The organism is Actinacidiphila sp. bgisy144 (assembly GCF_057708105.1).
In genome coordinates this window covers 1-26,341 of the sequence record NZ_JBYIRM010000005.1, presented here as the reverse complement: position 1 = coordinate 26,341, position 26,341 = coordinate 1, and the positions used below count along the sequence as shown (strand labels likewise).

Sequence of the window (26,341 nt, the reverse complement as noted above, 5' to 3'; positions counted from 1 at the left end):
ACTTCGGCCCCCGGATCAAGATCATGACAAACAACGCGGAGGAGATCACTCTGCGCAGTCGCCCGTAATGATCAGATCGCGACTTCACCTCTTACTTGTGGACGGTTAGGATATCCCGCTGTGAGCCCCGAGCCCCCCACCGTCCACCCGCCGGCGCCGCGCGAACCCGCGCGGCCGCCGACGTCCGTGCGCCGCCGCCACGACCGGGAGATCGTCGCCCTCGCGCTGCCCGCCTTCGGCGCCCTGGTCGCCGAGCCGCTTTTCGTCATGGTGGACAGCGCGGTTGTCGGCCATCTGGGCACCGCGCAGCTCGCCGGACTCGGCGTCGCCGCCGCTCTGCTCACCACGGCGGTCAACGTCTTCGTCTTCCTCGCCTACGCCACCACCGCCGCCGTCGCCCGCCGCGTCGGTGCCGGCGACCTGCCCGCGGCCCTGCGGCAAGGCATGGACGGCATCTGGCTCGCCCTCCTGATCGGCGCCCTGGTCATCGCCGCGGTGCTGCCGACCGCCCCTGACCTGGCCGGGTTCTTCGGCGCCTCGCACACCGCCGCCCCGTACGCGGCCACCTACCTGCGGATCAGCTCGCTCGGCATCCCGGCGATGCTCGTCGTGCTCGCCGCGACCGGGGTGCTGCGCGGCCTCCAGGACACCCGCACCCCGCTCTACGTCGCGGTGGCCGGCTTCACCGCGAACGCCGGGCTCAACGCGGCGCTCGTCTACGGCGCCGGGCTCGGTATCGCGGGCTCCGCCTGGGGCACCGTCATCGCCCAGAACGGTATGGCCGCCGTCTACCTCGCCATGGTGGTCCGCGGCGCCCGCGCACAGGCCCCGGACGCCTGGCGGTCGATGCTGCGCCCGGACGCCGCCGGGATACGGGCCTGCGCCCGCGCCGGCGTACCGCTGCTGGTCCGGACGATCAGCCTGCGGGCGGTCCTGATGATCGCCACGGCGGTCGCCGCGCGGCTCGGCGACACCGAGATCGCCGCCCACCAGATCACCCTCACCGTCTGGTCGCTGCTCGCCTTCGCGCTGGACGCCATCGCGATCGCCGGGCAGGCGATCATCGGCCGCTACCTGGGCGCCGGGGACGCCGAAGGGGCGCGGGCGGCCTGCCGCCGGATGATCCAGTGGGGAGCGATGTGCGGCGCCGTGCTCGGGCTGCTGGTGGTGCTGGCCCGGCCGCTGGTCGGACCGCTCTTCAGCTCCGACCCGGACGTACGCCGCGCGCTCGCGTCGGCGCTGCTCGTGGTGGCGCTGACGCAGCCGGTGTGCGGGGTGGTGTTCGTGCTGGACGGGGTGCTGATGGGCGCGGGCGACGGGCCGTACCTGGCCGGGTCGATGCTGGTCACGCTCGCGGTCTTCGCACCGGTCGCGTTCGCGGTACCGGCGGCGGGCGGCGGTCTGACCGCGCTGTGGTGGGCGATGGGCCTGATGATGCTCACCCGTTTCGCCGCCCTGTGGCTGCGGTCCCGGTCCGGCCGCTGGGTGGTGACGGGGGCCAGCCGCTGACTCCGGGCACGCGAAGGGCCGGCTCCCACCGGGAGCCGGCCCTCACTGGTCTCGCACGGCCGGCACGCTCCCCGTGTTTCACGTGGAACATGCCGGCCAGGCCGGTCGAAACCGGCCCGATACCGCGTTACGCGGCCACGACCTCCAGGTCGAGGACAGCCTCGACCTCGGGGTGCAGTCGCACCGAGATCTTGTGCGCGCCGAGCGTCTTGATGGGCGAGCCCACCTCGACCCGGCGCTTGTCGACCTGCGGGCCACCCGCGTTCTTGATCGCCGCGGCGATGTCGGCCGGGGTGATGGAACCGAAGAGGCGACCGGTGTCACCGGCGCGGGTGCTGAGCGTCACGCGGACGCCCTGCAGCTGGGCCTTGACAGCGTTCGCGTCCTCCAGCGAGTGGATCTCGCGGATGCGCCGCGCACGGCGGATCTGCTCGACGTCCTTCTCGCCACCCTTGGTCCACGCGATGGCGAAGCCCCGCGGGATCAGGTAGTTGCGGGCGTAGCCCGGCTTGACGTCCACGATGTCGCCGGCGGCACCGAGGCCGCTGACCTCGTTGGTGAGGATGATCTTCGACATGCTGGTCACCCTCTCCTTATCGCGCCGTCGAGGTGTACGGCAGCAGCGCCATCTCGCGGCTGTTCTTCACCGCGGTGGCGACGTCACGCTGGTGCTGCGTGCAGTTGCCGGTCACGCGGCGGGCACGGATCTTGCCACGGTCGGAAATGAACTTCCGCAGCATGTTCGTGTCCTTGTAGTCCACGTACACGGTCTTGTCCTTGCAGAACGCGCAGACCTTCTTCTTCGGCTTGCGCGGGGGCGGCTTCGCCATGGTGTCTCTCCTGTGAGCTCAAGAAGTGTGTGAGGGTCCGCCCTCTAGAAGGGCGGCTCGTCCGAGTAGCCGCCGCCGGAGGAGGAACCGGAGCCGCCGCCCCAGCTGCCTCCGCCGCCACCCTGGCCGCCGGCCGGTGCGCTGGTGGCCCAGGGGTCGTCGGCGGGAGCCCCGCCGCCGCCCTGCTGGCCGCCCCAGCCGCCTCCGCCGCCGGCCTGGCCACCGCCACCACCGCCGCCGTAGCCGCCCTGCTGGCCGCCGCGCCCGCCGCCGCCACTGGTCTTGGTGACCTTGGCGGTGGCGCTGCGCAGGCTGGCGCCGACCTCGTCGACGTCCAGTTCGTAGACCGTCCGCTTGACGCCTTCACGGTCCTCGTACGACCGCTGCTTCAGCCGGCCCTGCACGATGACGCGCATACCGCGCTGGAGCGACTCGGCGACGTTCTCCGCCGCCTGGCGCCAGACCGAGCAGGTGAGGAAGAGGCTCTCGCCGTCCTTCCACTCGTTGGTCTGCCGGTCGAAGGTGCGGGGGGTGGACGCGACGCGGAACTTCGCGACCGCCGCACCGGAGGGGGTGAAGCGCAGCTCGGGGTCGTCGACGAGATTGCCGACGACCGTGATGACGGTCTCGCCTGCCATTGGGATGACCTCTCGACTGCTTGGGGGGCGGTGCGGTGGTGGTGACTGCTACTCGGTGGTCCGGTCCGGGCGTGCCCGGTACTCGGTGGTCCGGGAGATCCGGATCAGTGGAGTTCCGGACGCAGGACCTTGGTCCGCAGCACCGACTCGTTCAGGTTGAGCTGGCGGTCCAGCTCCTTGACGACCTCGGGCGTGGCCTTGAGGTCGACGACCGAGTAGATGCCCTCGGGCTTCTTGTTGATCTCGTAGGCGAGACGACGACGGCCCCAGGTGTCGACCTTCTCCACGCTGCCGCCGCCACCGCGGACGACGGCGAGGAAGGACTCGATCAGCGGGGAGACAGCGCGCTCCTCAAGATCGGGGTCGAGAATGAGCATGAGCTCGTAGTGACGCATAGGGGAACCCACCTCCTTTGGACTCAGCGGCCACGGCGTTTCCGTGGCAGGAGGGTTTGGCTTGCGTCGCAACGGTAGCGCGGGCCACCGACAACGCTTCCGCGCCACCGCAGCCCGGCGAAAGTACCGGTGCAGACCGCCCAGCGTACCCGGGTCGGTCCCCCGGGTTGAAATCCGCCCGGTTATGCCCCCAATCTGTATACATCGGGTGTGGCCGGCGCTACCTTGCGCCACCTCTCCATCACGGAGGTGCCCCATGGCACAGCAGCACACAGCCCAGACGTCCGAGCCCCGGACCCGCCACCGCCTCACCTTCAACACCGACGGCAGGCGCCACCCGCTGGAGAACTCGCTCCTGACGGTCACCGTCGTCCTCGGCGTCGTCGCGGTCGTCACGGCCGGGTTCCGCAGCATGCACCTGGTCAGCTCGGTGACCGGGCTGGCCGGCATCCTCACCGGCGCCTGGGGGCAGTACATCTCGGTCACCACCGCCGAGCGGTTCGCCCTGATCATCGGCCTGGGGATGTCCGCCCTCGGCTTCTACCTGGGCGTCGCGCACGGCGGCTTCTCCTAGAGCAGTAGCGGGGGCGCTCCCCTCCCGCAGTAGGCTTCGGGCCAGCAAAAGCCCGCAGTCGGAGCATGGGGAGCGCCCCGTATGAGCCTGTCCCTGAGGACCATCAGTCGCGAGCAGCACCTGGCGTACATCCAGAGCCTGCCCTCGGCGAGCCACTGCCAGGTCCCGGCATGGGCCGATGTGAAGAACGAGTGGCGTTCGGAGAACCTCGGCTGGTTCGACGACACGTCCGGGCAGTTGGTCGGTGTCGGCCTGGTGCTCTACCGCCAACTCCCGAAGGTGAAGCGGTACCTGGCGTACCTGCCCGAGGGCCCGGTGATCAACTGGTACGCGCCGAACCTCGACGAGTGGCTGCAGCCGATGCTCAAGCACCTCAAGCAGCAGGGTGCGTTCACCGTGAAGATGGGCCCGCCGGTGATCATCCGCCGCTGGGACGCCGGCGCGGTCAAGTCCGGCATCGCCGACCCGAACGTCCTGCGGCTGCGCGACGTCGAGGCCACCTACGTGGAGCCGCGCGCCTTCGAGGTCGCCGACCGGCTGCGCCGGATGGGCTGGCAGCAGGGTGAGGACGGCGGCGCCGGCTTCGGTGACGTCCAGCCGCGCTACGTCTACCAGGTGCCGCTGGAGAACCGCTCGCTGGACGACATCCTCAAGGGCTTCAACCAGCTGTGGCGCCGCAACATCAAGAAGGCCGAGAAGGCCGGCGTCCAGGTGGTCCAGGGCGGCTACGACGACCTGCCGGTGTGGCAGAGCCTCTACGAGATCACCGCCACCCGCGACCACTTCCGGCCGCGCCCGCTGTCGTACTTCCAGCGGATGTGGACCACGCTGAACGGCGAGGACCCCAACCGGATGCGGCTGTACCTGGCCGTGCACGAGGGCGAGGCGGTCGCCGCGGCCACCATGCTGACCGTGGGGCAGCACGTGTGGTACTCCTACGGAGCGTCGGCCAACCACAAGCGCGAGGTCCGCCCGTCCAACGCCATGCAGTGGCGCATGCTGCGCGACGCGTACGCGATGGGCGCCAGCGTCTACGACCTGCGCGGCATCAGCGACTCGCTGGACGACAAGGACCATCTCTTCGGCCTGATCCAGTTCAAGGTGGGCACCGGCGGCCAGGCTGCCGAATACTTGGGCGAGTGGGACTTCCCGCTCAACAAGCTGCTCCACAAGGCACTCGACATCTACATGTCGCGCCGCTGACCGGCCGACTCTCCGTCCGGACCGGTTCCGGGCGGAGCACCGAAGAAAGGTCCTGACCAGGCGATGGCGCTCACCCTCTACGTCGACACCACACGCTGGCGTGCGCACCAGCGGTCCGTGGTCGACCAGTTCCCGGGCATCGTGCCCGTCTGCAAGGGGAACGGCTACGGCTTCGGCCACGAACGGCTCGCCGACGAGGCGACCCGGCTGCGCTCCGACATGCTCGCGGTCGGCACCACGTACGAAGCCGCCCGGATCAAGGACTACTTCGGCGGCGACCTGCTGGTGCTCACCCCGTACCGGCTCGGCGAGGAGCCGGTGCCGCTGCCGGACCGGGCGATCCGGTCGGTCTCCTCGGTGGAGGGCGTGCGCGGCCTGGTCGGCGCGCGCGTGGTGATCGAGGTGATGAGCTCGATGCGGCGGCACGGCGTCTCCGAGGACGACCTGGTCAAGCTGCACACCGCGATCGACGACGTGCGCCTGGAGGGCTTCGCCATCCACCTGCCGCTGGACCGTACCGACGGGACCGACGCGGTGGAGGAGGTCTTCGGCTGGATGGAGCGGCTGCGGGCGGCCCGGCTGCCGCTGCACACGATGTTCGTCAGCCACCTCACCGCGTCCGAACTGGCCGCGCTCCAGCAGCAGTTCCCGCAGACCCGGTTCCGGGCGCGGATCGGCACGCTGATGTGGCTGGGCGACCACGACGCCACGGAGTACCGCGGCGCGGTCCTGGACGTCACCCGGATCGCCAAGGGCGAGCGCTACGGCTACCGGCAGGAGAGGGCGGCCGCCGACGGGCATCTGGTGGTGGTCGCGGGCGGCACCTCGCACGGGGTGGGCCTGGAGGCGCCGAAGGCGGTGCACGGGCTGATGCCGCGCGCCAAGGGCGTGGCCCGGGCCGGGCTGGCCACGGTCAACCGCAACCTGTCGCCGTTCGTGTGGGCGGGCAAGCAGCGGTGGTTCGCCGAGCCGCCCCACATGCAGGTGTCGATCCTGTTCCTGCCCAGCGACGTGGCGCCGCCCGCGGTCGGTGACGAGCTGGTGGCGCACCTGCGGCACACCACCACCCAGTTCGACCGCATCGTGGACCGCCAGTCCGCCTGACGCGTCGCCGGCCCCAGCGGCTCATCGGCCCACCGGCCCCGGCCGGCCCCGCGGGCCAGGCGGGCCCCGCCCCCGGGGCCCGCCGGAGCCGCACACGGGCGCTCAGCCGCCGTACGGCCCGCCCTCGGGACGGGGCCCGCCGTCGGCGTACGGCACCGGCGGCACCGACGCGTGCTGGGGCTCGTGCACGGGTGAGCCGAGGACGAAGACGTCCTCGGCGCCGTCCAGCACCCCGCCGGCCGGGTCGTCGGAGCCGTCCTGCCGCAGCACGTCGTACTCCGGGCGCAGGATGTCGCGGACCACCAGCGCGCACAGGTAGAGCACGCCGAGCAGGTGCACGCCGATCGCCAGGTGGTACGCGTCGGCGGTCAGGCCGTGGTGCTTGGCGCTGTTGAGGTACGCCAGCCGGTACCAGATGCCGAGGAAGTACAGCACCTCCGCGCCCTGCCAGATGGCCAGGTCGCGCCAGCGCGGCCGGGCGAGCACCGCCAGCGGCAGCAGCCACAGCACGTACTGCGGCGAGTAGACCTTGTTGCTGATCAGCAGGGCGGCGACCACCAGGAAGCTCAACTGGCCCAGTCGCGGGCGGCGCGGGGCGTACAGCGCGAGCGCGGCGATGCCCACGAACAGCAGCAGCATCAGGGCGATGCCGTACTCGTTGACGCCGTCGAGCGTGTCGCCGGAGCGGTCCCGGACGATCATCCACAGGGAGCCGTAGTCCGTGCCGCGGTCCTTGCTGAAGGTGTAGAACTGCGCCCAGCCGTGCGGCGCGAGGACCATCACCGGCAGGTTCACCACCAGCCACGCGGCGATCGCGGCGCCCGTGGTGCGGCCGAACTCCCGCATCCGGCCCGCCCGCAGGCAGAGCAGGAAGAGCGCGACGAGCAGCAGCACCGGGTAGAGCTTCGCGGCGGCGGCCAGCCCGATCAGCACACCGGCCAGGCCCGGGCGGCTGCGCGACCACGCCAGCAGCCCGCCGGCCGCCAACGCCACCGCGAACAGGTCCCAGTTGATGGTGGCGGTCAGCGCGAGCGCGGGGGACAGGGCGACGAACAGGCCGTCCCACGGGCGCCGCCGGTTGGTGCGGGCCACGCACACCACCAGCGCGACCGCGCAGACCATCAGCATCCCGGAGTTGGCGATCCAGAACACCTGCGCGCTGTGCTGCCCCGAGCCGGGCGGGGTCAGCCAGGAGGCCACCTCCATGAACAGCCCGGTCAGCACCGGGTACTCGAGGTAGTGGATGTCCGCCGAGCCGCTGAGCGTGTCGGGGATGCGGTCGAAGTACGGCACCAGGTCGGCGCCGAAGCCGCGCTGGGTGTACATGTGCGGGATGTCGGAGTAGCAGGCGTGCGCGTACTGGAGGTCGCCGGGCGGCGGCTGGAACCAGCCGCCCGAGTAGCAGGACGCTTTCTGCGCCATGCCGAGCGCGAACATGGCGATCACCACGAGCACCATGATCCGCAGCGGGTTCCACCAGGGGTGCCCGGCGAGCGCCCAGCGGCCGGCCGGACCACCGATGAGCTCACTGCCCGCCGCGGCCACCGGGTCCTCGTCCGTGGGGCGGACGGCGGCCCGCCGCCGGTCGTCGTCTGCTCGGTAGCGCACGCTCGTCATGGCGCCATCCTGCCGTACCGGACTGTGTACGCGAGAGCCCCCGGTACCGTCACGGTCGTCACGGTCCCGGGGGCTCTCGGGGTCCTGCACCGGCTGTTCGGTGCCGGCGTCACCGCCGGGTCCTCGCAGCCGGGTGGGTCATTGCGTGCTGGTGGTCCCCCCGCGGCCGGTACCGCCGTTCCCGTTGCCGTTGGTACTGCCGCTGCTCGTCCCGGTGCTGCTGCCGCCGCCGGTGTCGCTGGTGGTCGGTGACGTGGTGGGCGAACTCGGGCAGCCGAAGATGGAGGTGCACGGCGTGGTCGGGGTGTCCGACGGCGTGGGCGAGTCGGTCGGCGAGGGCGGGGTGGTCGGGGGTGTCGTCGGCGGGGTGGTCATCGTGGTGGTCGGCGGGGTGGTCATCGTCGGCGTGGGCGTCGGGCTCGACACGTTGCCGTAGATGATCTTGCCGATCTCCTCCGACGGCTTCTCGAAGTCCTTCTTCGGCTGACCGGCCATCGCGGAGGACATGTAGTCCTTCCAGATCTGCGCCGGGAAGGAGTCACCGTGCACCTTCTGGGCGCCACCGGTGCCGTACATCGCGAGGAAGGAGTTCTGCTTGCCGTTGTGCACCTGGTCGTCGCGGCGGAACATCACGATCGAGGTGGACAGCTGCGGGGTGTAGCCGTCGAACCAGGCCGACTTGTTGTCGTCGGTGGTACCGGTCTTGCCCGCCGCGGGCCGCCCGTCGGGCAGCTGCGCGGGGGTACCGGTGCCCTTCTTGACCACGTCGGTGAGCATGTCGGTGATGGTGTCCGCGACCGTCGGGGAGAAGGCGACCTTGGTCTGGAGCTGGTGCTTGTAGATCTGCTTGCCGTTGTGGACGACCGTGGACACCGAGTACGGGTCGTTCTGCCGGCCCTGGTTGTCGAACGTGGCGTAGCCGTCGGCCATCCGGATCGCGCTGGGCGAGGAGGTGCCGATGGAGTACGTGACGCTGTTCTTGTAGTCGTCCAGGCCGTTGGAGGCGTCGGCGACCAGTCCGGCGGAGATCGCGGCGTCGTGCACCTTGTCCGTGCCGACGTCCTGGCCGAGCTGGACGTAGGGCGAGTTCAGCGACTTGTCGAGGGCCACGCGCAGGGTGACCCGGCCGTAGTCGTCGCCGTCGTCGTTGGGCTGGCGCCACTGGAACGGCTTGTTGTCCTTGTCGTAGCCCACCCACGGCTTGCCCGTGTAGTCGTCGATGAGCTGGTTGTCCTTACCGCTGAAGACGCTGTCCGGCGAGACCAGGGTCCGTTCGCTCACACTCTGGGTGGCCGGCCCCGAGGGATCTCGGACGCCGTAGGTCATCGCCGCGGCCAGCACGTACGGCTTGAACGTCGAACCGACCTGGGCACCGGTCTCGTCCGCGTTGTTGGTGAAGTGCTTGGTGGCGTCGGTGCCGCCGTAGATGGCCACGATCGCGCCGTCCGACGGGTTCACCGAGGCGCCGCCGAACTGGACGTACTTGTCCATGTCCTCGCCGTTGACCACGTGGGTGCCACCGGGCTTGATGTACTGCTTCTGCACCTTCTTGACCGCGGCTTCCATCGCGTCCACCTTCTTCTTCTGGAAGGTGGTGTGGATCTGGTAGCCGCCCTGGGCCAACTGGTCCGCGGTGAGGATCTTGTTGTTGATCACGTAGCTCTTGGCGAGGTTGACCATGTAGCCGATCTGCCCGGCCATCTGCGCGTTCTGCTTGACCGGGTCGGGCATCGGGTAGGTGGTGTACTTCGCCCGGTCGGTGGCGGACATCAGCTTGTCCTTGACCTCGAGGTCGAGGATGTCCTTCCACCGGATCATCGAGTTTTTCTTGTTGCTCGCCGCCGTGGCGATCGGGTCGATGCTGGTGTTGCCGGCGGGGTCGTAGTACGTCGGGCCCTTGAGCAGCGCGGCGAGGAAGGCGCACTGGCTCGGGTTGAGCTTGATGGCGTCGACGCCGTAGTACGTGCGGGCCGCCGCCTGGATGCCGTAGGCGCCGCGGCCGAAGTAGGAGGTGTTGAGGTAGCCCTCCATGATCTCGGACTTCTTCATCGTCGCCCCGACCTTGATCGAGATGAAGAGTTCCTTGAACTTCCGGCTGAGGGTCTGCTGCTGGTCGAGCCGGGTGTTCTTCACGTACTGCTGGGTGATGGTCGAGCCGCCCTGGGTCTCGCCGCCCTTGGCCATGTTGACCAGTGCGCGGGCGATGCCCTTGGGGTCGATGCCGCGGTCGGTCTCGAAGGTCTTGTTCTCGCCGGCGATCACCGCGTTCTGCATCGCCTGGGGGATCTCGTCGATCGTGATGTTCTGGCGGTTGACCTCACCGCCGGTCGCAATCATTTGGCTGCCGTCGGCCCAGTAGTAGACGTTGTTCTGCGCCTGGGCGGCGAGGTTCTCGTTGGGCACGCTCACCATGGCGTACGCGATCCCGATCAGCCCGACCAGCCCGCCGACGAAGCCCACGCACAGGGCCGCGACCTGGCGCCAGGACGGCATCCAGTGGCGCCACCCCACCTTGCCGTAGCGGGGGTAGTCGATGAACCGCTTCTTGCCCGGGCGGCGGCCGCCGCGCCCGCCGGGGCCGCTCGCACTGCCGGCCGCGGCGCCGCCACCGGGTGCCGCACGGCGCCGGCCGCCCTTGCCGCGTCCCTGAGCGGCCCGGCGGGCGGCCGCGCGCCCCTCGTACGGCTGCTGCGGCTCGTCGCCGCCGCCCACGCCGCCGCCCACGCCGCCGGACGGCGACGACGAGGAGTACGCACCGCCGGCCTGCGGGGTGTCTCCGGGCGGGGGCCCTCCAGCGGCGCGCCTGCCACCCGGGGGAGGGGGCGTCGGCGGCTGCTGTCCCCCGCGCCGGGCGGCAGCACGGCCGCCTGACGGCGACTGCGGCGGCTTGCGACGGTGCTCGCTCATTGAACAGCTACTCCTCGACAGGCGGGATCGCCTGAAGGCATCGGTGACATTCCGGTCGGGTCCCCCTGCGCGCGGCTGGATCGGGCCGCACTGCACCAAGGATCATGACGCGTCCTGACGCCGCGGGGTTCCCGGTGCTCCGCATGGCGAACAGAGTACGCACGGTCAAATGCCGCTCGGCGCGAACGTTCGTCACATATCGGGCAGTTGGCTGCTCACAGGTTTGCCGATGTGACGCCGGTCACCGTAACCCGCCTTGCATGATGTCTCGGCCCGTTCTATCGTCACGATGTATCGGCTCGATACATCGGGTCGACACACACGCAGCACATCCGATCGGGAGACGAGGGGACGAGGGATTGAGCAAGCGCTCCGGAATCCTCGAGTTCGCGGTTCTCGGTCTGCTGCGTGAGTCCCCGATGCACGGCTACGAGCTGCGCAAGCGGCTCAACACATCGCTCGGGGTGTTCCGCGCCTTCAGCTACGGGACGTTGTACCCGTGTCTGAAGCTGCTGGTCGCCCAGGGGTGGCTGATCGAGGAATCCGCGCTGGACGGCGACCCGCTGACCGCGCCCCTCGCCGGCCGCCGAGCGAAGATCGTCTACCGGCTGACGGCCGCGGGCAAGGAGCACTTCGAGGAGCTGCTCTCCAACTCCGGCCCGGACGCCTGGGAGGACGAGCACTTCGCCGCCCGGTTCGCCTTCTTCGGCCAGACGTCGAAGGACGTCCGGATGCGGGTGCTCGAAGGGCGGCGCAGCCGCCTGGAAGAGCGCCTGGAGAAGATGCGCGGGTCACTGGCCCGCACCCGCGAGCGGCTCGACGACTACACGCTCGAGCTCCAGCGGCACGGCATGGAATCGGTCGAGCGCGAGGTCCGGTGGCTCAACGAGCTGATCGAGACCGAGCGGGCCGGACGCGTGGAGCGCCCGGCCTCCGAGCGGGACGTCTAGACAACAACCAAGAGAACGGCGGCCGACCCGGGATCGGGGAACCGCGTGACTATTTCACAAGGAGCAACCGGTATGGGTTCGGTCCGCGTAGCCATTGTCGGCGTGGGCAACTGCGCCACCTCGCTGGTGCAGGGTGTCGAGTACTACAAGGACGCCGAACCGGACAGCAAGGTGCCTGGTCTCATGCACGTGCAGTTCGGTGAGTACCACGTGCGTGACGTCGAGTTCGTCGCCGCCTTCGACGTGGACGCGAAGAAGGTCGGCCTCGACCTCGCCGACGCCATCGGCGCCAGCGAGAACAACACCATCAAGATCGCCGACGTCCCGCAGACGGGCGTGTCGGTCCAGCGCGGCCACACCCTCGACGGTCTCGGCAAGTACTACCGCGAGACCATCGAGGAGTCCGACGAGACCCCGGTCGACGTCGTCCAGATCCTCAAGGACCGCAAGGTCGACGTCCTGGTCTGCTACCTGCCGGTCGGCTCCGAGGACGCGGCGAAGTTCTACGCCCAGTGCGCCATCGACGCCAAGGTCGCCTTCGTCAACGCCCTCCCGGTCTTCATCGCGGGCACCAAGGAGTGGGCGGACAAGTTCACCGAGGCCGGTGTGCCGATCGTCGGCGACGACATCAAGTCCCAGGTGGGCGCCACCATCACGCACCGCGTGCTGGCGAAGCTCTTCGAGGACCGCGGTGTGGTCCTGGAGCGCACCATGCAGCTGAACGTCGGCGGCAACATGGACTTCAAGAACATGCTCGAGCGCGAGCGCCTGGAGTCCAAGAAGATCTCCAAGACGCAGGCCGTCACCTCGCAGATCCCCGACCGCGACCTCGGCGCCAAGAACGTGCACATCGGCCCGTCCGACTACGTCCAGTGGCTCGACGACCGCAAGTGGGCGTACGTCCGCCTCGAGGGCCGCGCGTTCGGCGACGTCCCGCTGAACCTGGAGTACAAGCTCGAGGTCTGGGACTCCCCGAACTCCGCCGGCGTCATCATCGACGCGCTGCGCGCCGCGAAGATCGCCAAGGACCGCGGCATCGGCGGCCCGATCCTGTCGGCGTCCTCGTACTTCATGAAGTCCCCGCCGGTGCAGTACTTCGACGACCAGGCCCGCGAGAACGTCGAGAAGTTCATCCGCGGCGAGGTCGAGCGCTGACACCCCGTCCGGTCCGTACCGCCGGCCACCGTCCGGCAGCAGTGCACGCTGAAACGGTGGCCGGTGGGACGACGATGTGACGGTCGGTGGACCGACCCGATCGACTGAGCAGAGCCCCGGGGCACGTCCCCGGGGCTCTGTCCGTCGTGTGAAGGTGTGCACATGGGTGTTCTGCGTGACCTTCGGGTGCTGCTGCGGCTGCCGGACTTCCGGCGGCTGCTGGCGGTACGGCTGCTGTCGCAACTCTCCGACGGCGTCTTCCAGGTCGCGCTGGCCGCCTACGTGGTCTTCTCGCCCGAGAAGCAGGCGTCGCCCGGGGCGGTCGCCTCCGCGATGGCGGTACTGCTGCTGCCGTACTCGCTACTCGGCCCGTTCACCGGTGTGCTGCTCGACCGCTGGCGGCGGCGCCAGGTGCTGCTGTACTGCAACGCGCTGCGGGCCGTGCTGTCCTGCGGCACCGCCGGGCTGATCCTGCTCCATGTGCCGGACTGGCTCTTCTACCTGTCCGCCCTGTCGGTCACCGGCGTCAACCGGTTCGTACTCGCCGGACTGTCCGCCGCGCTGCCGCGGGTGGTGGACGGCGAGCGCCTGGTGACGGCGAACTCCCTGTCCCCCACAGCGGGCACGCTCGCCGCCGCGGTGGGCGGCGGCGCCGCGTTCGTGGTGCACCTCTTCCACGCCGCGGGAGCGGGCGCCGACGCGGCCACCGTATTGCTGGCCGCCGCGCTCTACCTGTGCGCGGGCCTGTCCGCACTCACCCTCGGCCGCGACCTGCTCGGCCCGGACCTCCGCAGCGGCCGGACCCGGGTGCTCGCCGAACTCGCCGGCACCGCGCGCGGCCTCGCCGCGGGGCTGGGGCACCTGCGGCGGCGACCGGCCGCCCGCTCGGCGCTCTCCGCGATGACGGCGATGCGGTTCTGCTACGGCGCCCTGACCGTCACGCTGCTGATGCTCTGCCGCTACGCCTGGTCCGACCCGTCCGACAGCGACGCCGGTCTGGCACTGCTCGGTGCCGCGCTCGGCCTGTCCGCCGCCGGCTTCCTCGTCGCCGCGGCCATCACCCCCTGGGCGACCGTCCGGTTCGGCACCAGCCGGTGGATCACCCTCTGCTCGGCCGCCTCCGCGGTCCTGCTGCCGCCGCTGGCGCTGCCGTTCACCCGGGCCCCGATGATGGTGGCCGCCTTCGCGCTCGGGATCACCACACAGGGCGCGAAGATCGCCACGGACACGGTCGTACAGACCCACGTCGACGACACCTACCGCGGCCGGGTCTTCTCGCTGTACGACGTGGCGTTCAACGTCGCCTTCGTCGGCGCCGCCGCGATCTCCGCGCTGATCCTGCCGTCGGACGGCCGGTCACCGGCGCTGGTGGTCGCCCTGGCCCTGATCTACGCGTCGGTCGGCTATGCGATGTTCCACGTGGAACATCGGCAGCATCGGCCGGTGATGTTCCACGTGGAACATGAAGCGGAGGAGAGCGGCTGAGGCGCGGGGGCGCGGCGCGAGGCAGGGCGGCAGGCGGCAGGCGGCAGGCGGCACCGCAGGGAGGCGTGAAAACGGGTCGATGTTCCACGTGGAACATCGACCCGTCGGATGCTTGCGGCCTGTCGTCCACTGCGGCCGCCGGCCGCAGCCGCCGGCCGTCGGCCGCGCAAGGGATCAGCCCTGCGCCGCCCACCACTCCTTGAGCGCCGCCACGGCCGCGTCCTCGCCGAGCGGGCCGTTCTCCAGCCGCAGCTCCAGCAGGTGCTGGTACGCCCTCCCGACCACCGGCCCGGGCGGCACCCCGAGGATCGCCATGATCTGGTTGCCGTCCAGATCCGGCCGGATCGCGTCCAGCTCCTCCTGCTCCTGCAGCTCCGCGATGCGCGCCTCCAGCCCGTCATACGTGCGGGCCAGCGCCGCCGCCTTGCGCTTGTTGCGGGTCGTGCAGTCGGAACGGGTCAGCTTGTGCAGCCGCTCCAGCAGCGGGCCGGCGTCGCGCACGTAGCGGCGCACGGCCGAGTCGGTCCACTCACCGCTGCCGTAGCCGTGGAAGCGCAGGTGCAGCTCGACCAGCCGGGAGACGTCCTTCACCAGCTCGTTGGGGTACTTGAGCTTCGTCATCCGGGACTTGGTCATCTTCGCGCCCACCACCTCGTGGTGGTGGAAGGAGACCCGGCCGTCCGGCTCGAAGCGCCGGGTACGGGGCTTGCCGATGTCGTGCAGCAGTGCGGCCAGCCGCAGCACCAGGTCGGGGCCGTCGGTCTCCAGGTCGATCGCCTGCTCCAGCACCGTCAGGGTGTGCTCGTAGACGTCCTTGTGCCGGAAGTGCTCGTCACGCTCCAGCCGCAGTGCCGACAGCTCGGGCAGCACCTGGTCGGCGAGGCCGGTGTCCACCAGCAGCCGCAGGCCCTTGCGGGGGTGGTCGGACAGCAGCAGCTTGTTCAGCTCGTCCCGGACCCGCTCCGCGGAGACGATCGTGATGCGGTCGGCCATCGCCGTCATCGCGGCGACCACCTCGGGGGCCACCTCGAAGTCGAGCTGCGCGGCGAACCGGGCGGCCCGCAGCATCCGCAGCGGGTCGTCGGAGAACGACGACTCGGGGGTGCCCGGTGTGCGCAGCACCCGTGCGGCCAGGTCGTCCAGGCCGTGGTGGGGGTCGACGAACCGGGTCTCGGGCAGCGCCACGGCCATGGCGTTCACCGTGAAGTCCCGACGGACCAGGTCCTCCTCGATGGTGTCGCCGTAGGACACCTCCGGCTTGCGCGAGGTCCGGTCGTACACCTCCGACCGGTAGGTGGTGACCTCGATCTGGAAGCTCCGGGGACGGCCGTCCCCGGCGGCGGGCACGTCCTTGCGGGCGCCGACCGTGCCGAAGGCGATACCGACCTCCCACACCGCGTCCGCCCACGGCCGCAGGATCTTCAGCACCTGCTCGGGCCGGGCGTCCGTGGTGAAGTCCAGGTCGTTGCCGAGCCGACCCAGCAGGGTGTCCCGGACCGAGCCGCCGACGAGGGCGAGCTGGAAGCCGGCGGCGCTGAACAGCCCGCCGAGCTCTTCGGCCACCGGCTCGACGCGGTGGTGGGCCTGCGGGGACTGGGCGGCATTGCTGACGTTCGGCACAACGTCAAAGGGTACGGGGCCCGGGCGGGCGCCCGCGCGCCGGTTTCCCGGGAGCTGTGGCCTATCTGTGGCGGACGCCGGGCACTTGGACACCCCCGCGATCGTTAACATGCCACCACGCACTTCCGCAGGACGCACAACACATACGGACGACCGACCGGTGGCACTCACCGGCAGACGACGAACAAGGGACGGGCGAGCGCGTGGGCGAGGCGGCACAGGCAGCCGGTAGGGCTCCGACGGCACCGCGCCGGCGGTGGCTGCGGGGCACAGCACTGCTTGCCGGAGCCGCGCTCCTCACGGGCCTGCTGCAGGCCGTGGGAGCCACCGCCTCGCACGCCGTCCCGGAACTCGCCGCGACGGCCGCCACCGGCTCACGTGCGGCCGCGGTGACCATCGACGACCTGAGCCCGCGCATCCCGACCTCGGGCAGCACGATCACGGTGAGCGGCACCGTCGTGAACAACGGCAAGTCCAAGATCACCGACGCGCGGATGGCCGCCCACGTGGCGCCCGGCGGCGCGGTGCACACGCGCAGCGCGCTGGAGAGCGAGGAGTCCAGGACCGGCTTCGACGTCGCCCTGGACGGCAAGGACATCAACGGCCACCAGGTCGACATGCCGGACCTGGCGCCCGGGCAGAGCGCGCCGTTCACCATGAAGATCCCGGTGAGCGCCCTCTACTTCGGCGACTCCGGGGGCGTGTACGTCGTCGGCATCGCCCTGGACGGCCAGAACGCCGACGTGGCCGCCGACCACGTCGTCGGCATCAAGCGGATCTTCCTGCCCTGGTACGGCAACAGCGGCGGCGCCAAGGCGACCAAGCTCACCAACCTGTGGCCGCTGACCGACCGGCCGCACATCGACCCGCGCGGCGACAGCGACTCCCAGCAGAGCCCGATCTTCACCGACGACGACCTGGTGAAGGAGCTGAAGCCCGGCGGTCGGCTCGGCCAGATGGTCAAGCTCGGCAGCACCCTGCCGGTCACCTGGGTCGTCGACCCGGACCTGCTGGCCACCGTCGAGGCGATGACGAAGCCCTACCGGGTGGCCGGTTCCGGCGGCGACGTCACCAACCCCACCCAGGGCACCGGCTCGGCGGTCGCCAAGCAGTGGCTGAACTCACTCAAGTCGGCGGTCGCGGGACACCAGGTGGTGGCGCTGCCGTTCGGCGACCCGGACATCGCCTCGCTCGCCCACCACGCCAAGGGCACGACCAGCGACCTCGACCTGGTGAAGACCGGCACCGCGCTCGGCAAGACCACGGTCGACCTCATCCTCGGTGTGCAGTCCGTCACCAACGTGGCCTGGCCGGTCGACGGCGCGATCGACTCGTCCGTGGTGTCCGTGGCGCGCTCCTCCGGAGCGAAGCAGATCATCACCCGCAACGACTCCCTGCGGGAGCACGCGAGCCTCGACTACACCCCGACCTCGGCCCGCTCGATCGGGAGCGGCACCACCGCGGTGAACACCGACGCGGCGCTGTCCACGGCCTTCGACGGCGACATGGGCACGCAGCAGAACTCCACCCTCGCGGTGCAGGACTACCTCGCGCAGAGCCTGCTGATCACCCTGGAGGCGCCGGACACCCAGCGCAGCATCGTGGTGGCGCCGCAGCGGACGCCGAGCATCGCGCAGGCCAAGGCGATGGCGACCGCGATCGACGCGGCGGACGGCAGCCAGTGGGCCGACTCGTCCGACTACGGCAGCGCGGTGAAGGCGACCGCCGACCCGCGGGCCAACCACAAGGTGCCCTCGTCGAGCTCCTACCCGAAGTCGCTGCGCAAGCAGGAGCTGCCCACCGACGCGTTCCGGCAGCTGCACCAGGTCCAGGTCAACCTCAACGACTTCGTGGTGATCCTCACCATCAAGGACCGCGTGACCGTGCCGTTCCGCAACGCGATGCTGCGGGCGACCTCCACCGGGTGGCGCGGCGACGCTTCCGGGGAGAAGGCGTACCGCGACTCGGTCGGCACCTATCTCACCGACCTGATCGGCTCGGTCCACATCCTGCAGAAGTCCGACCTCACGCTCTCCGGACGCAGCGGCACCATCCCGGTGACCGTGAAGAACGAGCTGGGGCAGCAGATCAACGGCCTGGTGCTGCGGCTCAGCTCGAACTCCAACATCCGGCTCAAGATCAAGGACCCCCAGCAGCCGATCACCATCGACGGCGGCCATACCCGTACCCTGAAGTTCCAGACCACGGCGAGCGCCAACGGTCCGGCGCAGATCACCGCACACCTCTACACCCAGAGCGGCGCGCTGTACGGCGACACCGTGGACTTCAAGGTCCAGCTCACCAACGTCACCGACCTGGTGATGCTGATCATCGCGGCCGGTCTGCTGCTCCTGGTGCTCGCCGGGGTACGGATCTATCGTCAGCGCAAGCGGCACGCGGCCGCCGAAGGCGGCGCGAACGGCGGCACCGGCGGCGGAGCGGACGGCGACGACGGTGGTGACACCGACGGCACCGGCCCCGAGCACCCGGGTGACCCTGCAGCTGACACCGGCCAGGACAGCACCGAGCCGTCCCCGGCAGGTGAGAAAGTGGACGGGTAGCCAGCGGACAATAAGGTGGGGCACTGATGAACGCGCCGTACGACGGTGACCGCGACGCTGCGGGCCAGATGCCTCACACGCCCGGCCAGCACCCCGCGCCACCCGATCCCTATGCGCAGGACGGTTACGCCTACCAGCAGCCGTACCCGCAGCAGCAGTACCCCCAGCCGGGCCCCGCGGGGCCCGGCCCCTCCGGCGACCAGTTCTACGACCAGTACGGCCAGTACGACCAGTACGGCCGGCCGGCGGCCCCGCAGCAGCACCAGCAGCAGTACCCGTACAACCCGCAGGCGCAGCAGCAGCACGGCGGCCAGCAGTGGCAGCCGGCCGGCTACCAGCCGATGACCTACGGCGACAACCCCGCCTCGCTCTACGTCGACGACCTCGGGCAGACCGGCGCGCTCCCCGTCTTCGACTCCTACGAGCACCTCTTCCGCGACCAGCAGCAGGGCGGCTACCCCGCGCAGCAGGACCCGCAGCAGCAGGGCCAGGGCTACCAGCAGGCGTACCAGCAGCCGCAGGACCCGCAGGGCTACTACCAGCAGCCCCAGCAGCCGGGCTACGACCAGTCCTACGGCTACCCGCAGGCCCCGGGCGAGGCCGCCGGCTACGCCCAGCCCGGGTACGAGGAGCAGCCGTACGGCCAGCCGACGACCTACCAGGGCGACCACCCCTACGGGCAGCAGGGCTACGCCGACCCCCAGCAGCCGGGCCCCACGCAGTACGGCCAGGGCACCGGGGCCGGATACGCCGATCCGCGGCAGGCCGATCCCCGGTACGCCCCGGCGTACCAGCCGCAGCCCGGGCAGCCCGTGCCCGCGGGGGCGCCGGCCGGCGCCCCCGCGGACGGCACCATGCAGATGCCGCCGCGCGACGCCACCGGCCCGATCCCCGTCGTCGCGCCCGCCGCCACCGGCGGCAAGGCCGGCAACATCCTCAAGTCCAGCGCGCTCATGGCCGCGGGCACCCTCGTCTCCCGGGTGACCGGCTTCGTGCGCACCCTGGTCATCGCCGCCGCGATCGGCGTGGCCACCCTCGGCGACTCGTACGCGGTCGCCAACACGCTGCCGACGATGATCTACATCCTCACCATCGGCGGCGGCCTGAACTCCGTCTTCGTGCCGCAGCTGGCCCGCGCGATGAAGAACGACGCGGACGGCGGCTCGGCGTACGCCAACCGGCTGCTGACCGTCGTCATGGTGGCGCTGGGCGGCATCGTGGCCGTCACGGTGGCCGGGGCGCCGCTGCTGATCAAGCTGATGTCCCCGAAGATCGCGCAGAACCCGGACTCGTACGACGTGGCGATCGCCTTCGCCCGCTACTGCCTGCCGACGATCTTCTTCATGGGCGTCCACGTGGTGATGGGCCAGGTGCTCAATGCCCGCGGCCGGTTCGGGGCCATGATGTGGACCCCCGTGCTCAACAACGTCGTGGTGATCTTCACCTTCGTGATGTTCATCTGGGTCTACGGCCCCTTCAGCAGCACGCGGATGGACTCCGGCACGATCACGTCGCAGGGCGTCCGGCTCCTCGGCCTGGGCACGCTGCTGGGCCTGGTGGTCCAGTCGGTGTCGATGCTGCCGTACCTGAGGGACGCGGGCTTCAAGTTCCGGCCGCGCTTCGACTGGCGCGGCCACGGCCTGGGACACACCGCCAAGCTCGCCAAGTGGACGTTCTTCTTCGTGCTGGCCAACCAGGCGGGCCTGATCGTCGTCACCGAGCTCGCCACCTGGGCGGGCGCGGACGCCGACAAGAGCGGCTACCAGGGCACCGGCATCACCGCCTACAACAACGCCCTGCTGATCTGGCAGATGCCGCAGGCCATCATCACCGTCTCGGTGATGGCGGCGGTGCTGCCGCGGATCTCCCGGGCGGCGGCCGACGGCGACATCGCGTCGGTCCGCGACGACATCTCCTACGGCCTGCGGACCTCGGCGGTGGCGATCGTGCCCGCCGGCTTCGCGTTCCTGGCGCTGGGCGTGCCGATGTGCGGCCTGCTGTACGCCAGCACCGGTGCCGAGTCCGCCCGCAACATCGGCTTCACCGTCATGGCGTTCGGCGTCGGGCTGATCCCGTTCTCGGCCCAGTACGTGATCCTGCGCGGGTTCTACGCCTTCGAGGACACCCGCACCCCCTTCTACAACACGGTGGTGGTGGCCGCGGTGAACGCGCTCGCCTCCGTCGTCGCCTTCCTGGTGCTGCCCACCCGCTGGGCCGTGGTCGGCATGGCCTTCTCCTACGGCCTCGCGTACGCGGTCGGGGTCGGGGTGGCCGCCAAGCGGCTGCGGGCCCGGCTGCAGGGCGACCTGGACGGGAGAAGGGTGATGCGCACCTACGCCCGGCTGGCCGGCGCCTGCCTGCCTGCGGCGGTGCTGGCGGGGATCGCGGTGATCGTCATCCTCAAGGCGCTCGGCGGGGGCGCGGCCGGCTCGCTGGCCGCCCTCGTCGTCGGCGGCGGGCTGATGATGGGCGTGTTCGTGATCGCGGCGAAGCGGATGAGGATCGAGGAGATGACCGCGATGATCGGGATGGTGCGCGGCCGTCTGGGCCGCTGACGGACCGGATGGGCGTTCCTCTTCCCTCCCGCACAACCTTCTCGGTGGACTGTGTGTCGTGCAGAGAGCCGGAGTGCGGGCACAATTGTCATCGGCGTGACGTGAGAACGTGCAATGGATGGGGAGGCAGGAACGACGGTGGCGGATCGGAGCACGGCCGCCGTCGGAGTGGCCAACGAGGGCGGCGAGGCTTCATCCTCCGCCCGGCAGGGCGGCACTCCCGACGGCACCACGACGGACGAGCAGACCAGCGGCACCGCCGAGGACACCACAGCCCAGGAGCAGCCCGACACCAAGCCCGCCGTCGAACCGATCGCGGGGCCGCCGAGCGAGAGCACAGCGCAGGACACCGTGCAGTTCGACGCCGCGGCCGACGACGAACCTGAAGCCGCCGAAGCGTCCGAGCCGGCCGAACCGGCCCGGCATCTCGCCGCCGGCAGTGCGACCAAGGCTGCCACCAAGACCGCGGACGCGCCGTCCGCGCCCGCACCGACCCCTGCCAAGCCCCGGATCGCCGCCCCCGATCTGCACAGCGGCCACAAGCTCGCCCGCCGCTACCAGCTCGCCGAGTGCGTGACCCGGGTCGACGGCTTCAGCAGCTGGCGCGCGGTCGACGAGAAGCTGCGCCGGGCGGTCGGGGTGCATGTGCTGCCCGCCGACCACCCGCAGGCCCGCCCGGTGATGGCCGCGGCCCGCTCCGCCGCGCTACTCGGCGACCCCCGCTTCGTCCAGGTCCTCGACGCCGTCGAGGACAACGACCTCGTCTACGTGATCCACGAGTGGCTGCCCGACGCCACCTCGCTGGCCGACCTGCTCAGGACCGGCCCGCTGGAGGCCCACGAGGCCTACCAGATGGTCAGCCAGGTCTCCCAGGGCATGGCGGCCGCCCACCGCGAGGGCCTGTCGCACCTGCGGCTCGACCCCGGCGCGGTGCTGCGCACGGTATCCGGCCAGTACCGCATCCGCGGCCTCGCCGTCGCGGCCGCCCTGCGCGGCATCACCTCGGACCAGCCGCGCCGGCAGGACACCGAGGCGATCGGCGCGCTGCTGTACGCCGCGCTGACCCAGCGCTGGCCCTACGAGGAGGACGAGCACGGCCTGACCGGCCTGCCCAAGGGCGTCGGGCTGATCGCGCCGGACCAGGTCCGGGCCGGCGTCCACCGCGGCCTGTCGGAGATCGCGATGCGCGCCCTCGCCAACGACGGTGCCACCGCCTCCCGCGAGGAGCCGCCCTGCACGACCCCCGAGGAGCTGGCCAAGGCCGTCGCGGGCCTGCCGCGTGTCCGGCCGCCGGAGCAGCCCTCGCCGGCCTACGGTGTGGCGGCGCTCCAGCGGCCCCCCGCACCGCCGGGCCCCCGTGCCCCCCGCCAGGCGCCGGTGCCGGCCGGACCGCCGCCCGCACTGCCCGGCCGCACCGGGCAGGCGCTCAAGTGGGCCGTGGCCGCGCTGCTGATCGTCGCCATCGGCCTGGGCAGCTGGCAGCTCGCGGACACCCTCCAGTCCCGGGAGGGCGGCTCCGCCACTCCCACGCCCACCAGCCAGAAGGGCGGCCAGGCGCAGACAGGACCGACCGCCGGACCGCTCACCATCGCCACGGCCAAGGACTACGACCCGTTCGGCTCGGACGGCAGCGAGAACCCGGACTCGGTCAAGTTCGCCTACGACGGCAAGGCGTCGACCTCCTGGGAGACCAGCTGGTACACCGACGCGCACTTCGGGAACCTCAAGTCCGGGGTGGGGCTCATCCTGGACCTGGGCAGCACCAAGAACGTCAGCAACGTGAAGGTGGACTTCCTCGGGCAGACGTCGGTGGACCTGATGGCGGCGCCCGCGTCGACTTCTACGATGCCGACCGACTTCAGCGCCTTCAGCAAGGTCGCCAGTGGGAGCGGCACCGAGGTGACGCTCACCCCGAGCAGCAAGGTGTCCGCCCGCTTCCTGCTGGTCTGGCTCACCGCACTGCCGCCCACCTCGGACGGCCACTTCCGCGGCCAGGTGTCCGAGGTCCACGTCACGGGCAGCTGATCACTCGACGGTCGGCGGATGAGGGGGCCTGCGGTGGAGGGAAGCGCGCTCGGTGACGCCGAGCTTCTGGCCCGTCATGTCGCGGGCGATCCCGACGCCTTCGGGGAGCTGGTACGGCGTCACCGGGACCGGCTCTGGGCGGTCGCCCTGCGCACCCTGGGGGACCGGGAGGAAGCCGCTGACGCGGTCCAGGACGCCCTGGTGTCCGCCTTCCGCTCCGCCCACACCTTCCGGGGCCAGTCGGCCGTCACCACCTGGCTGCACCGCATCACCGTGAACGCCTGCCTGGACCGGGTGCGCCGGGCCGCCTCCCGCCGTACGTCGCCGGTCGCGGACGAGCAGCACCTCGACGCTCTCCTCGAGCCGCACGAGTCCGCGGAGGCACCGGCGGAGCGCGGTGAGCTGCACCGTGAGTTGCTGGCGGCGCTCGCCACCCTCCCGGTGGAGCAGCGCGCCGCCCTGGTTCTCGTCGACATGCAGGGTTATCCCGTCGCCGAGGCCGCCGCAGTCCTGGACGTACCGGTCGGCACCGTGAAGAGCCGCTGTGCCCGCGGCCGGGCCAGGCTGCTGCCGCTCCTGAGCCATCTGCGGGCCGGGGCGGCACAGCCGCCGTCGCCGGCCGCGTCCGTCGCGGGTGACCGGTCCGCCGCGGACGGTCCGCCCGTCGACCGCCCACCCGGGCCGCGGTCCGCCGCGGGGAGCGGACGGAACCGGGCGGAGGGGACAGCCGTCCCACCGACAGGCTCGACGCAGGACGGAGGTGGACACCGATGACATCGGCACCCGAGAACGGGGGACATCCCGAGGTCGCGGAGATCTCCGACCTGACCGAAGACCTGCTTCCACCGGAGCAGGCGGCACAGGTCCGTCGGCATCTGGCGGGCTGCCCGACCTGCGCCGACGTGCTGACCGCCCTCACCGAGATCAGCGGGCTGCTCGGGGAGCTTCCGGCACCCGAGCCCATGCCTGCGGACGTGGCTGCCCGCATCGACGCGGCACTGGTCGTCGAGGCGGCGGCCGAAAGCGGCGCCGCCGACGTTCCCCAGCGCGATGTTCCACGTGGAACATCGGCGGGTGGGGCGAGTCGTGTTCCACGTGGAACGTCGACCTTCCCCGCGGCCCCGGACGGTCGTCCTGCCGCGGGCACGGGTCCCGGACGGGCCGGCCGGACACGGCGCCGGAGCATCGTGCTTGCGGCCGGCTTGGCGGCCGGTGCAGTGGTGCTCGGCGGCGTCGTCTACGGCGTGGTGTCGGCCGGAAGCTCGTCAAGCGAGGGTTCCAGCACGTCCGATGCCCGGCGGGTGGCCTCCGCTCAGGTGTCGGGGTCGATCGAGGAGCAGGTGCGGCAATTGCTCGCCACGCCCTACTCGCCGAACCGCGCCGCCGGCGGTGACGGCGGCACGACCGTGGCACCCGATCTCGGCAACACCCCGATGATCGAGGGGAACGGCACCGGTCCGGAGACGCGCACACCGAGCCACGGGCAGAAGCAGGACCAGAACGGGACCGACGCGCCCTCCTGCGTGCTCAAGGCCACACAGCGGAGCGAGACGCCGTTGGCGGTCGGCGCCGACCGCTTCCAGGGCACCGCGTCCTATCTCGTGGTGCTGCCGCACCCGGCCGACAGCAGCCAGGTGGACGCGTATGTCGTCGATGCCTCGTGTTCGGCCGGCAGTCCGGGCACCGTGCTCTTCCAGAGCACCTACCCGCGACGCTAGGGGGCGCCTCCGCCCCGGCCCCGAGGGCGCGCACGAGCGGCGTACCGACAGGGGAATGCGCGGCCCGTAGTATCCGTTAGGCAGGACGAGAGTCCAGCCAGGGCCCCGCAGCAGTTCGCAGAGACGAGGAAGACATCCGTGACCGACGTCCGTAATGTGATCATCATCGGCTCAGGGCCCGCGGGTTACACCGCGGCGCTCTACACGGCGCGTGCCTCTCTCAACCCGCTGGTCTTCGAAGGCTCCGTGACCGCGGGTGGAGCGCTCATGAACACCACCGAGGTGGAGAACTTCCCCGGGTTCCGGGACGGCATCCTCGGACCCGACCTGATGGACAACATGCGGGCCCAGGCCGAGCGGTTCGGCGCGGAGCTGATCCCGGACGACATCGTCGCAGTCGACTTCAGCGGTGACATCAAGACGGTCACCGACTCGGCCGGGACGGTCCACCGGGCACGGGCGGTCATCGTGACCACCGGTTCGCAGCACCGCAAGCTGAACCTACCCAACGAGGACCAGCTCTCCGGCCGCGGCGTCTCATGGTGTGCCACCTGCGACGGCTTCTTCTTCCGCGACCAGGAGATCGCCGTCATCGGCGGTGGCGACACCGCGATCGAGGAAGCGACCTTCCTCTCGCGGTTCGCGTCGTCGGTGAAGATCGTGCACCGCCGGGACACCCTGCGGGCGTCCAAGGCGATGCAGGAGCGGGCGTTCGCCGACCCGAAGATCTCCTTCGTCTGGGACAGCGAGGTGAAGGAGATCAAGGGCGAGGGCAAGCTCGCGGGCCTGACGCTGCGGAACACGAAGACCGGCGAGACCTCCGAGCTGCCGGTCACCGGGCTGTTCATCGCGATCGGCCACGACCCGCGGACCGAGCTGTTCAAGGGCGTGCTCGACCTGGACGCCGAGGGGTACCTCACCGTCCAGTCGCCGACCACCCGCACCAACGTCCCCGGGGTCTTCGCCGCGGGCGACGTGGTGGACCACACCTACCGTCAGGCGATCACCGCGGCCGGCACCGGCTGTTCGGCCGCGCTGGACGCCGAGCGCTACCTCGCCGCGCTCTCCGACGCCGAGAAGACCGCCTGACCTCGCGTCAGCGCTTTCTGACCCTCCATCCGCACCCGAAACTGAGGAGGCCCACCGTGGCCGAGAACACCGCGGGCAGCACCAAGCCCAAGCCCGTGACCGACGCAACCTTCGCGCAGGAGGTCCTCGCCAGCGACAAGCCCGTGCTGGTCGACTTCTGGGCCGAGTGGTGCGGCCCGTGCCGCCAGATCGCCCCGTCGCTCGAGGCGATCGCCGCGGAGCACGCGGACGCCATCACCATCGTGAAGCTCAACATCGACGAGAACCCGGTGACGGCCGCCAAGTACGGCGTCATGTCGATCCCGACGCTCAACGTCTACAAGGGCGGCGAGGTCGTCAAGACCATCGTCGGCGCCAAGCCGAAGGGCGCCCTGGTGAAGGACCTGTCCGACTTCATCGGCTGACC

General features: G+C 70.9%; 21 protein-coding genes. 14 read left to right on the top strand and 7 right to left on the bottom strand.

Features of this window, described 5'->3' with window-relative positions; all coding sequences use genetic code 11:
- The first annotated feature begins 186 nt into the window (after nt 1-186).
- Nucleotides 187-1,509 (top strand): MATE family efflux transporter, encoded by a 1,323-nt coding sequence (locus AC3EVP_RS07450; RefSeq protein ID WP_335972219.1) that lies wholly within the window; start codon nt 187-189, stop codon nt 1,507-1,509.
- A gap of 127 nt (nt 1,510-1,636) precedes the next feature.
- On the opposite strand, the gene rplI is transcribed toward AC3EVP_RS07450, so the two are convergent.
- From rplI to rpsF, 4 genes are all read right to left on the bottom strand, one after another.
- Entirely contained in the window at nt 1,637-2,086 is a 450-nt protein-coding gene (rplI, locus tag AC3EVP_RS07445) for a 50S ribosomal protein L9 (protein ID WP_335971751.1), read from the bottom strand.
- A 16-nt stretch (nt 2,087-2,102) separates the two neighbouring features.
- On the bottom strand, nt 2,103-2,339 hold the full coding sequence (gene rpsR / locus AC3EVP_RS07440) for a 30S ribosomal protein S18 (RefSeq protein ID WP_031512678.1): 237 nt from the start codon (nt 2,337-2,339) through the stop codon (nt 2,103-2,105).
- 44 nt (nt 2,340-2,383) lie between these two features.
- Complete coding sequence (locus AC3EVP_RS07435; protein ID WP_435127424.1) at nt 2,384-2,977, bottom strand: single-stranded DNA-binding protein; 594 nt, start codon at nt 2,975-2,977, stop codon at nt 2,384-2,386.
- 104 nt (nt 2,978-3,081) lie between these two features.
- A complete protein-coding gene (gene rpsF, locus AC3EVP_RS07430; RefSeq protein WP_435127422.1) occupies nt 3,082-3,372 on the bottom strand; it encodes a 30S ribosomal protein S6 in 291 nt (96 codons plus the stop codon).
- Between the two features lie 256 nt (nt 3,373-3,628).
- On the opposite strand from rpsF, the gene AC3EVP_RS07425 reads away from it, so the two are divergent.
- The 3 genes from AC3EVP_RS07425 (at nt 3,629) to AC3EVP_RS07415 (ending at nt 6,253) form a co-directional block, all read left to right on the top strand.
- Nucleotides 3,629-3,946: a hypothetical protein gene (locus tag AC3EVP_RS07425; RefSeq protein ID WP_335971762.1), complete on the top strand. Its 318-nt coding sequence runs from the start codon at nt 3,629-3,631 to the stop codon at nt 3,944-3,946.
- Nucleotides 3,947-4,027: 81 nt separating this feature from the next.
- Nucleotides 4,028-5,149: a lipid II:glycine glycyltransferase FemX gene (locus AC3EVP_RS07420; protein WP_435127420.1), complete on the top strand. Its 1,122-nt coding sequence runs from the start codon at nt 4,028-4,030 to the stop codon at nt 5,147-5,149.
- 63 nt (nt 5,150-5,212) lie between these two features.
- Nucleotides 5,213-6,253: an alanine racemase gene (locus AC3EVP_RS07415; protein WP_335971767.1), complete on the top strand. Its 1,041-nt coding sequence runs from the start codon at nt 5,213-5,215 to the stop codon at nt 6,251-6,253.
- A gap of 102 nt (nt 6,254-6,355) precedes the next feature.
- On the opposite strand, the gene AC3EVP_RS07410 is transcribed toward AC3EVP_RS07415, so the two are convergent.
- Both AC3EVP_RS07410 and AC3EVP_RS07405 read right to left on the bottom strand, forming a co-directional pair.
- The gene (locus tag AC3EVP_RS07410; RefSeq protein ID WP_435127418.1) at nt 6,356-7,870 is read right to left on the bottom strand and encodes a glycosyltransferase family 87 protein; all 1,515 of its coding nucleotides are present in this window, start codon (nt 7,868-7,870) and stop codon (nt 6,356-6,358) included.
- Nucleotides 7,871-8,008: 138 nt separating this feature from the next.
- Nucleotides 8,009-10,777 (bottom strand): transglycosylase domain-containing protein, encoded by a 2,769-nt coding sequence (locus AC3EVP_RS07405; RefSeq protein WP_435127416.1) that lies wholly within the window; start codon nt 10,775-10,777, stop codon nt 8,009-8,011.
- Nucleotides 10,778-11,136: 359 nt separating this feature from the next.
- Here AC3EVP_RS07405 and AC3EVP_RS07400 point away from each other — a divergent pair, with 359 nt between their 5' ends.
- From AC3EVP_RS07400 to AC3EVP_RS07390, 3 genes are all read left to right on the top strand, one after another.
- Nucleotides 11,137-11,727, top strand: a complete 591-nt coding sequence (locus AC3EVP_RS07400) for a PadR family transcriptional regulator (protein WP_335971772.1) — start codon at nt 11,137-11,139, stop codon at nt 11,725-11,727.
- 72 nt (nt 11,728-11,799) lie between these two features.
- Nucleotides 11,800-12,882 (top strand): inositol-3-phosphate synthase, encoded by a 1,083-nt coding sequence (locus AC3EVP_RS07395; protein ID WP_435127413.1) that lies wholly within the window; start codon nt 11,800-11,802, stop codon nt 12,880-12,882.
- Between the two features lie 162 nt (nt 12,883-13,044).
- Nucleotides 13,045-14,367 carry an MFS transporter gene (locus AC3EVP_RS07390; protein ID WP_435127411.1) on the top strand — a complete coding sequence of 441 codons (1,323 nt, stop codon included), beginning with the start codon at nt 13,045-13,047 and terminating at the stop codon, nt 14,365-14,367.
- Between the two features lie 174 nt (nt 14,368-14,541).
- On the opposite strand, the gene AC3EVP_RS07385 is transcribed toward AC3EVP_RS07390, so the two are convergent.
- The gene (locus tag AC3EVP_RS07385) at nt 14,542-15,987 is read right to left on the bottom strand and encodes a CCA tRNA nucleotidyltransferase (RefSeq protein ID WP_435127409.1); all 1,446 of its coding nucleotides are present in this window, start codon (nt 15,985-15,987) and stop codon (nt 14,542-14,544) included.
- 203 nt (nt 15,988-16,190) lie between these two features.
- On the opposite strand from AC3EVP_RS07385, the gene AC3EVP_RS07380 reads away from it, so the two are divergent.
- The 7 genes from AC3EVP_RS07380 to trxA all read left to right on the top strand — a co-directional run bounded on the left by AC3EVP_RS07380 (nt 16,191) and on the right by trxA (nt 26,339).
- The gene (locus AC3EVP_RS07380; RefSeq protein ID WP_435127407.1) at nt 16,191-18,548 is read left to right on the top strand and encodes a DUF6049 family protein; all 2,358 of its coding nucleotides are present in this window, start codon (nt 16,191-16,193) and stop codon (nt 18,546-18,548) included.
- Nucleotides 18,549-18,574: 26 nt separating this feature from the next.
- Nucleotides 18,575-21,103, top strand: coding sequence for a murein biosynthesis integral membrane protein MurJ (gene murJ / locus AC3EVP_RS07375; protein WP_435127405.1), 2,529 nt, complete (start codon nt 18,575-18,577; stop codon nt 21,101-21,103).
- 138 nt (nt 21,104-21,241) lie between these two features.
- Entirely contained in the window at nt 21,242-23,128 is a 1,887-nt protein-coding gene (locus tag AC3EVP_RS07370) for a protein kinase family protein (RefSeq protein ID WP_435127403.1), read from the top strand.
- An 18-nt stretch (nt 23,129-23,146) separates the two neighbouring features.
- A complete protein-coding gene (gene sigM, locus AC3EVP_RS07365; protein WP_435127401.1) occupies nt 23,147-23,902 on the top strand; it encodes an RNA polymerase sigma factor SigM in 756 nt (251 codons plus the stop codon).
- A complete protein-coding gene (locus AC3EVP_RS07360; RefSeq protein ID WP_435127399.1) occupies nt 23,899-24,846 on the top strand; it encodes an anti-sigma factor family protein in 948 nt (315 codons plus the stop codon). Before sigM ends, AC3EVP_RS07360 begins: the two co-directional genes overlap by 4 nt.
- Nucleotides 24,847-24,984: 138 nt before the next feature.
- Nucleotides 24,985-25,935, top strand: coding sequence for a thioredoxin-disulfide reductase (gene trxB / locus AC3EVP_RS07355; RefSeq protein ID WP_335971792.1), 951 nt, complete (start codon nt 24,985-24,987; stop codon nt 25,933-25,935).
- A gap of 56 nt (nt 25,936-25,991) precedes the next feature.
- Nucleotides 25,992-26,339, top strand: a complete 348-nt coding sequence (gene trxA / locus AC3EVP_RS07350) for a thioredoxin (protein ID WP_335971794.1) — start codon at nt 25,992-25,994, stop codon at nt 26,337-26,339.
- Nucleotides 26,340-26,341 lie beyond the last annotated feature (2 nt).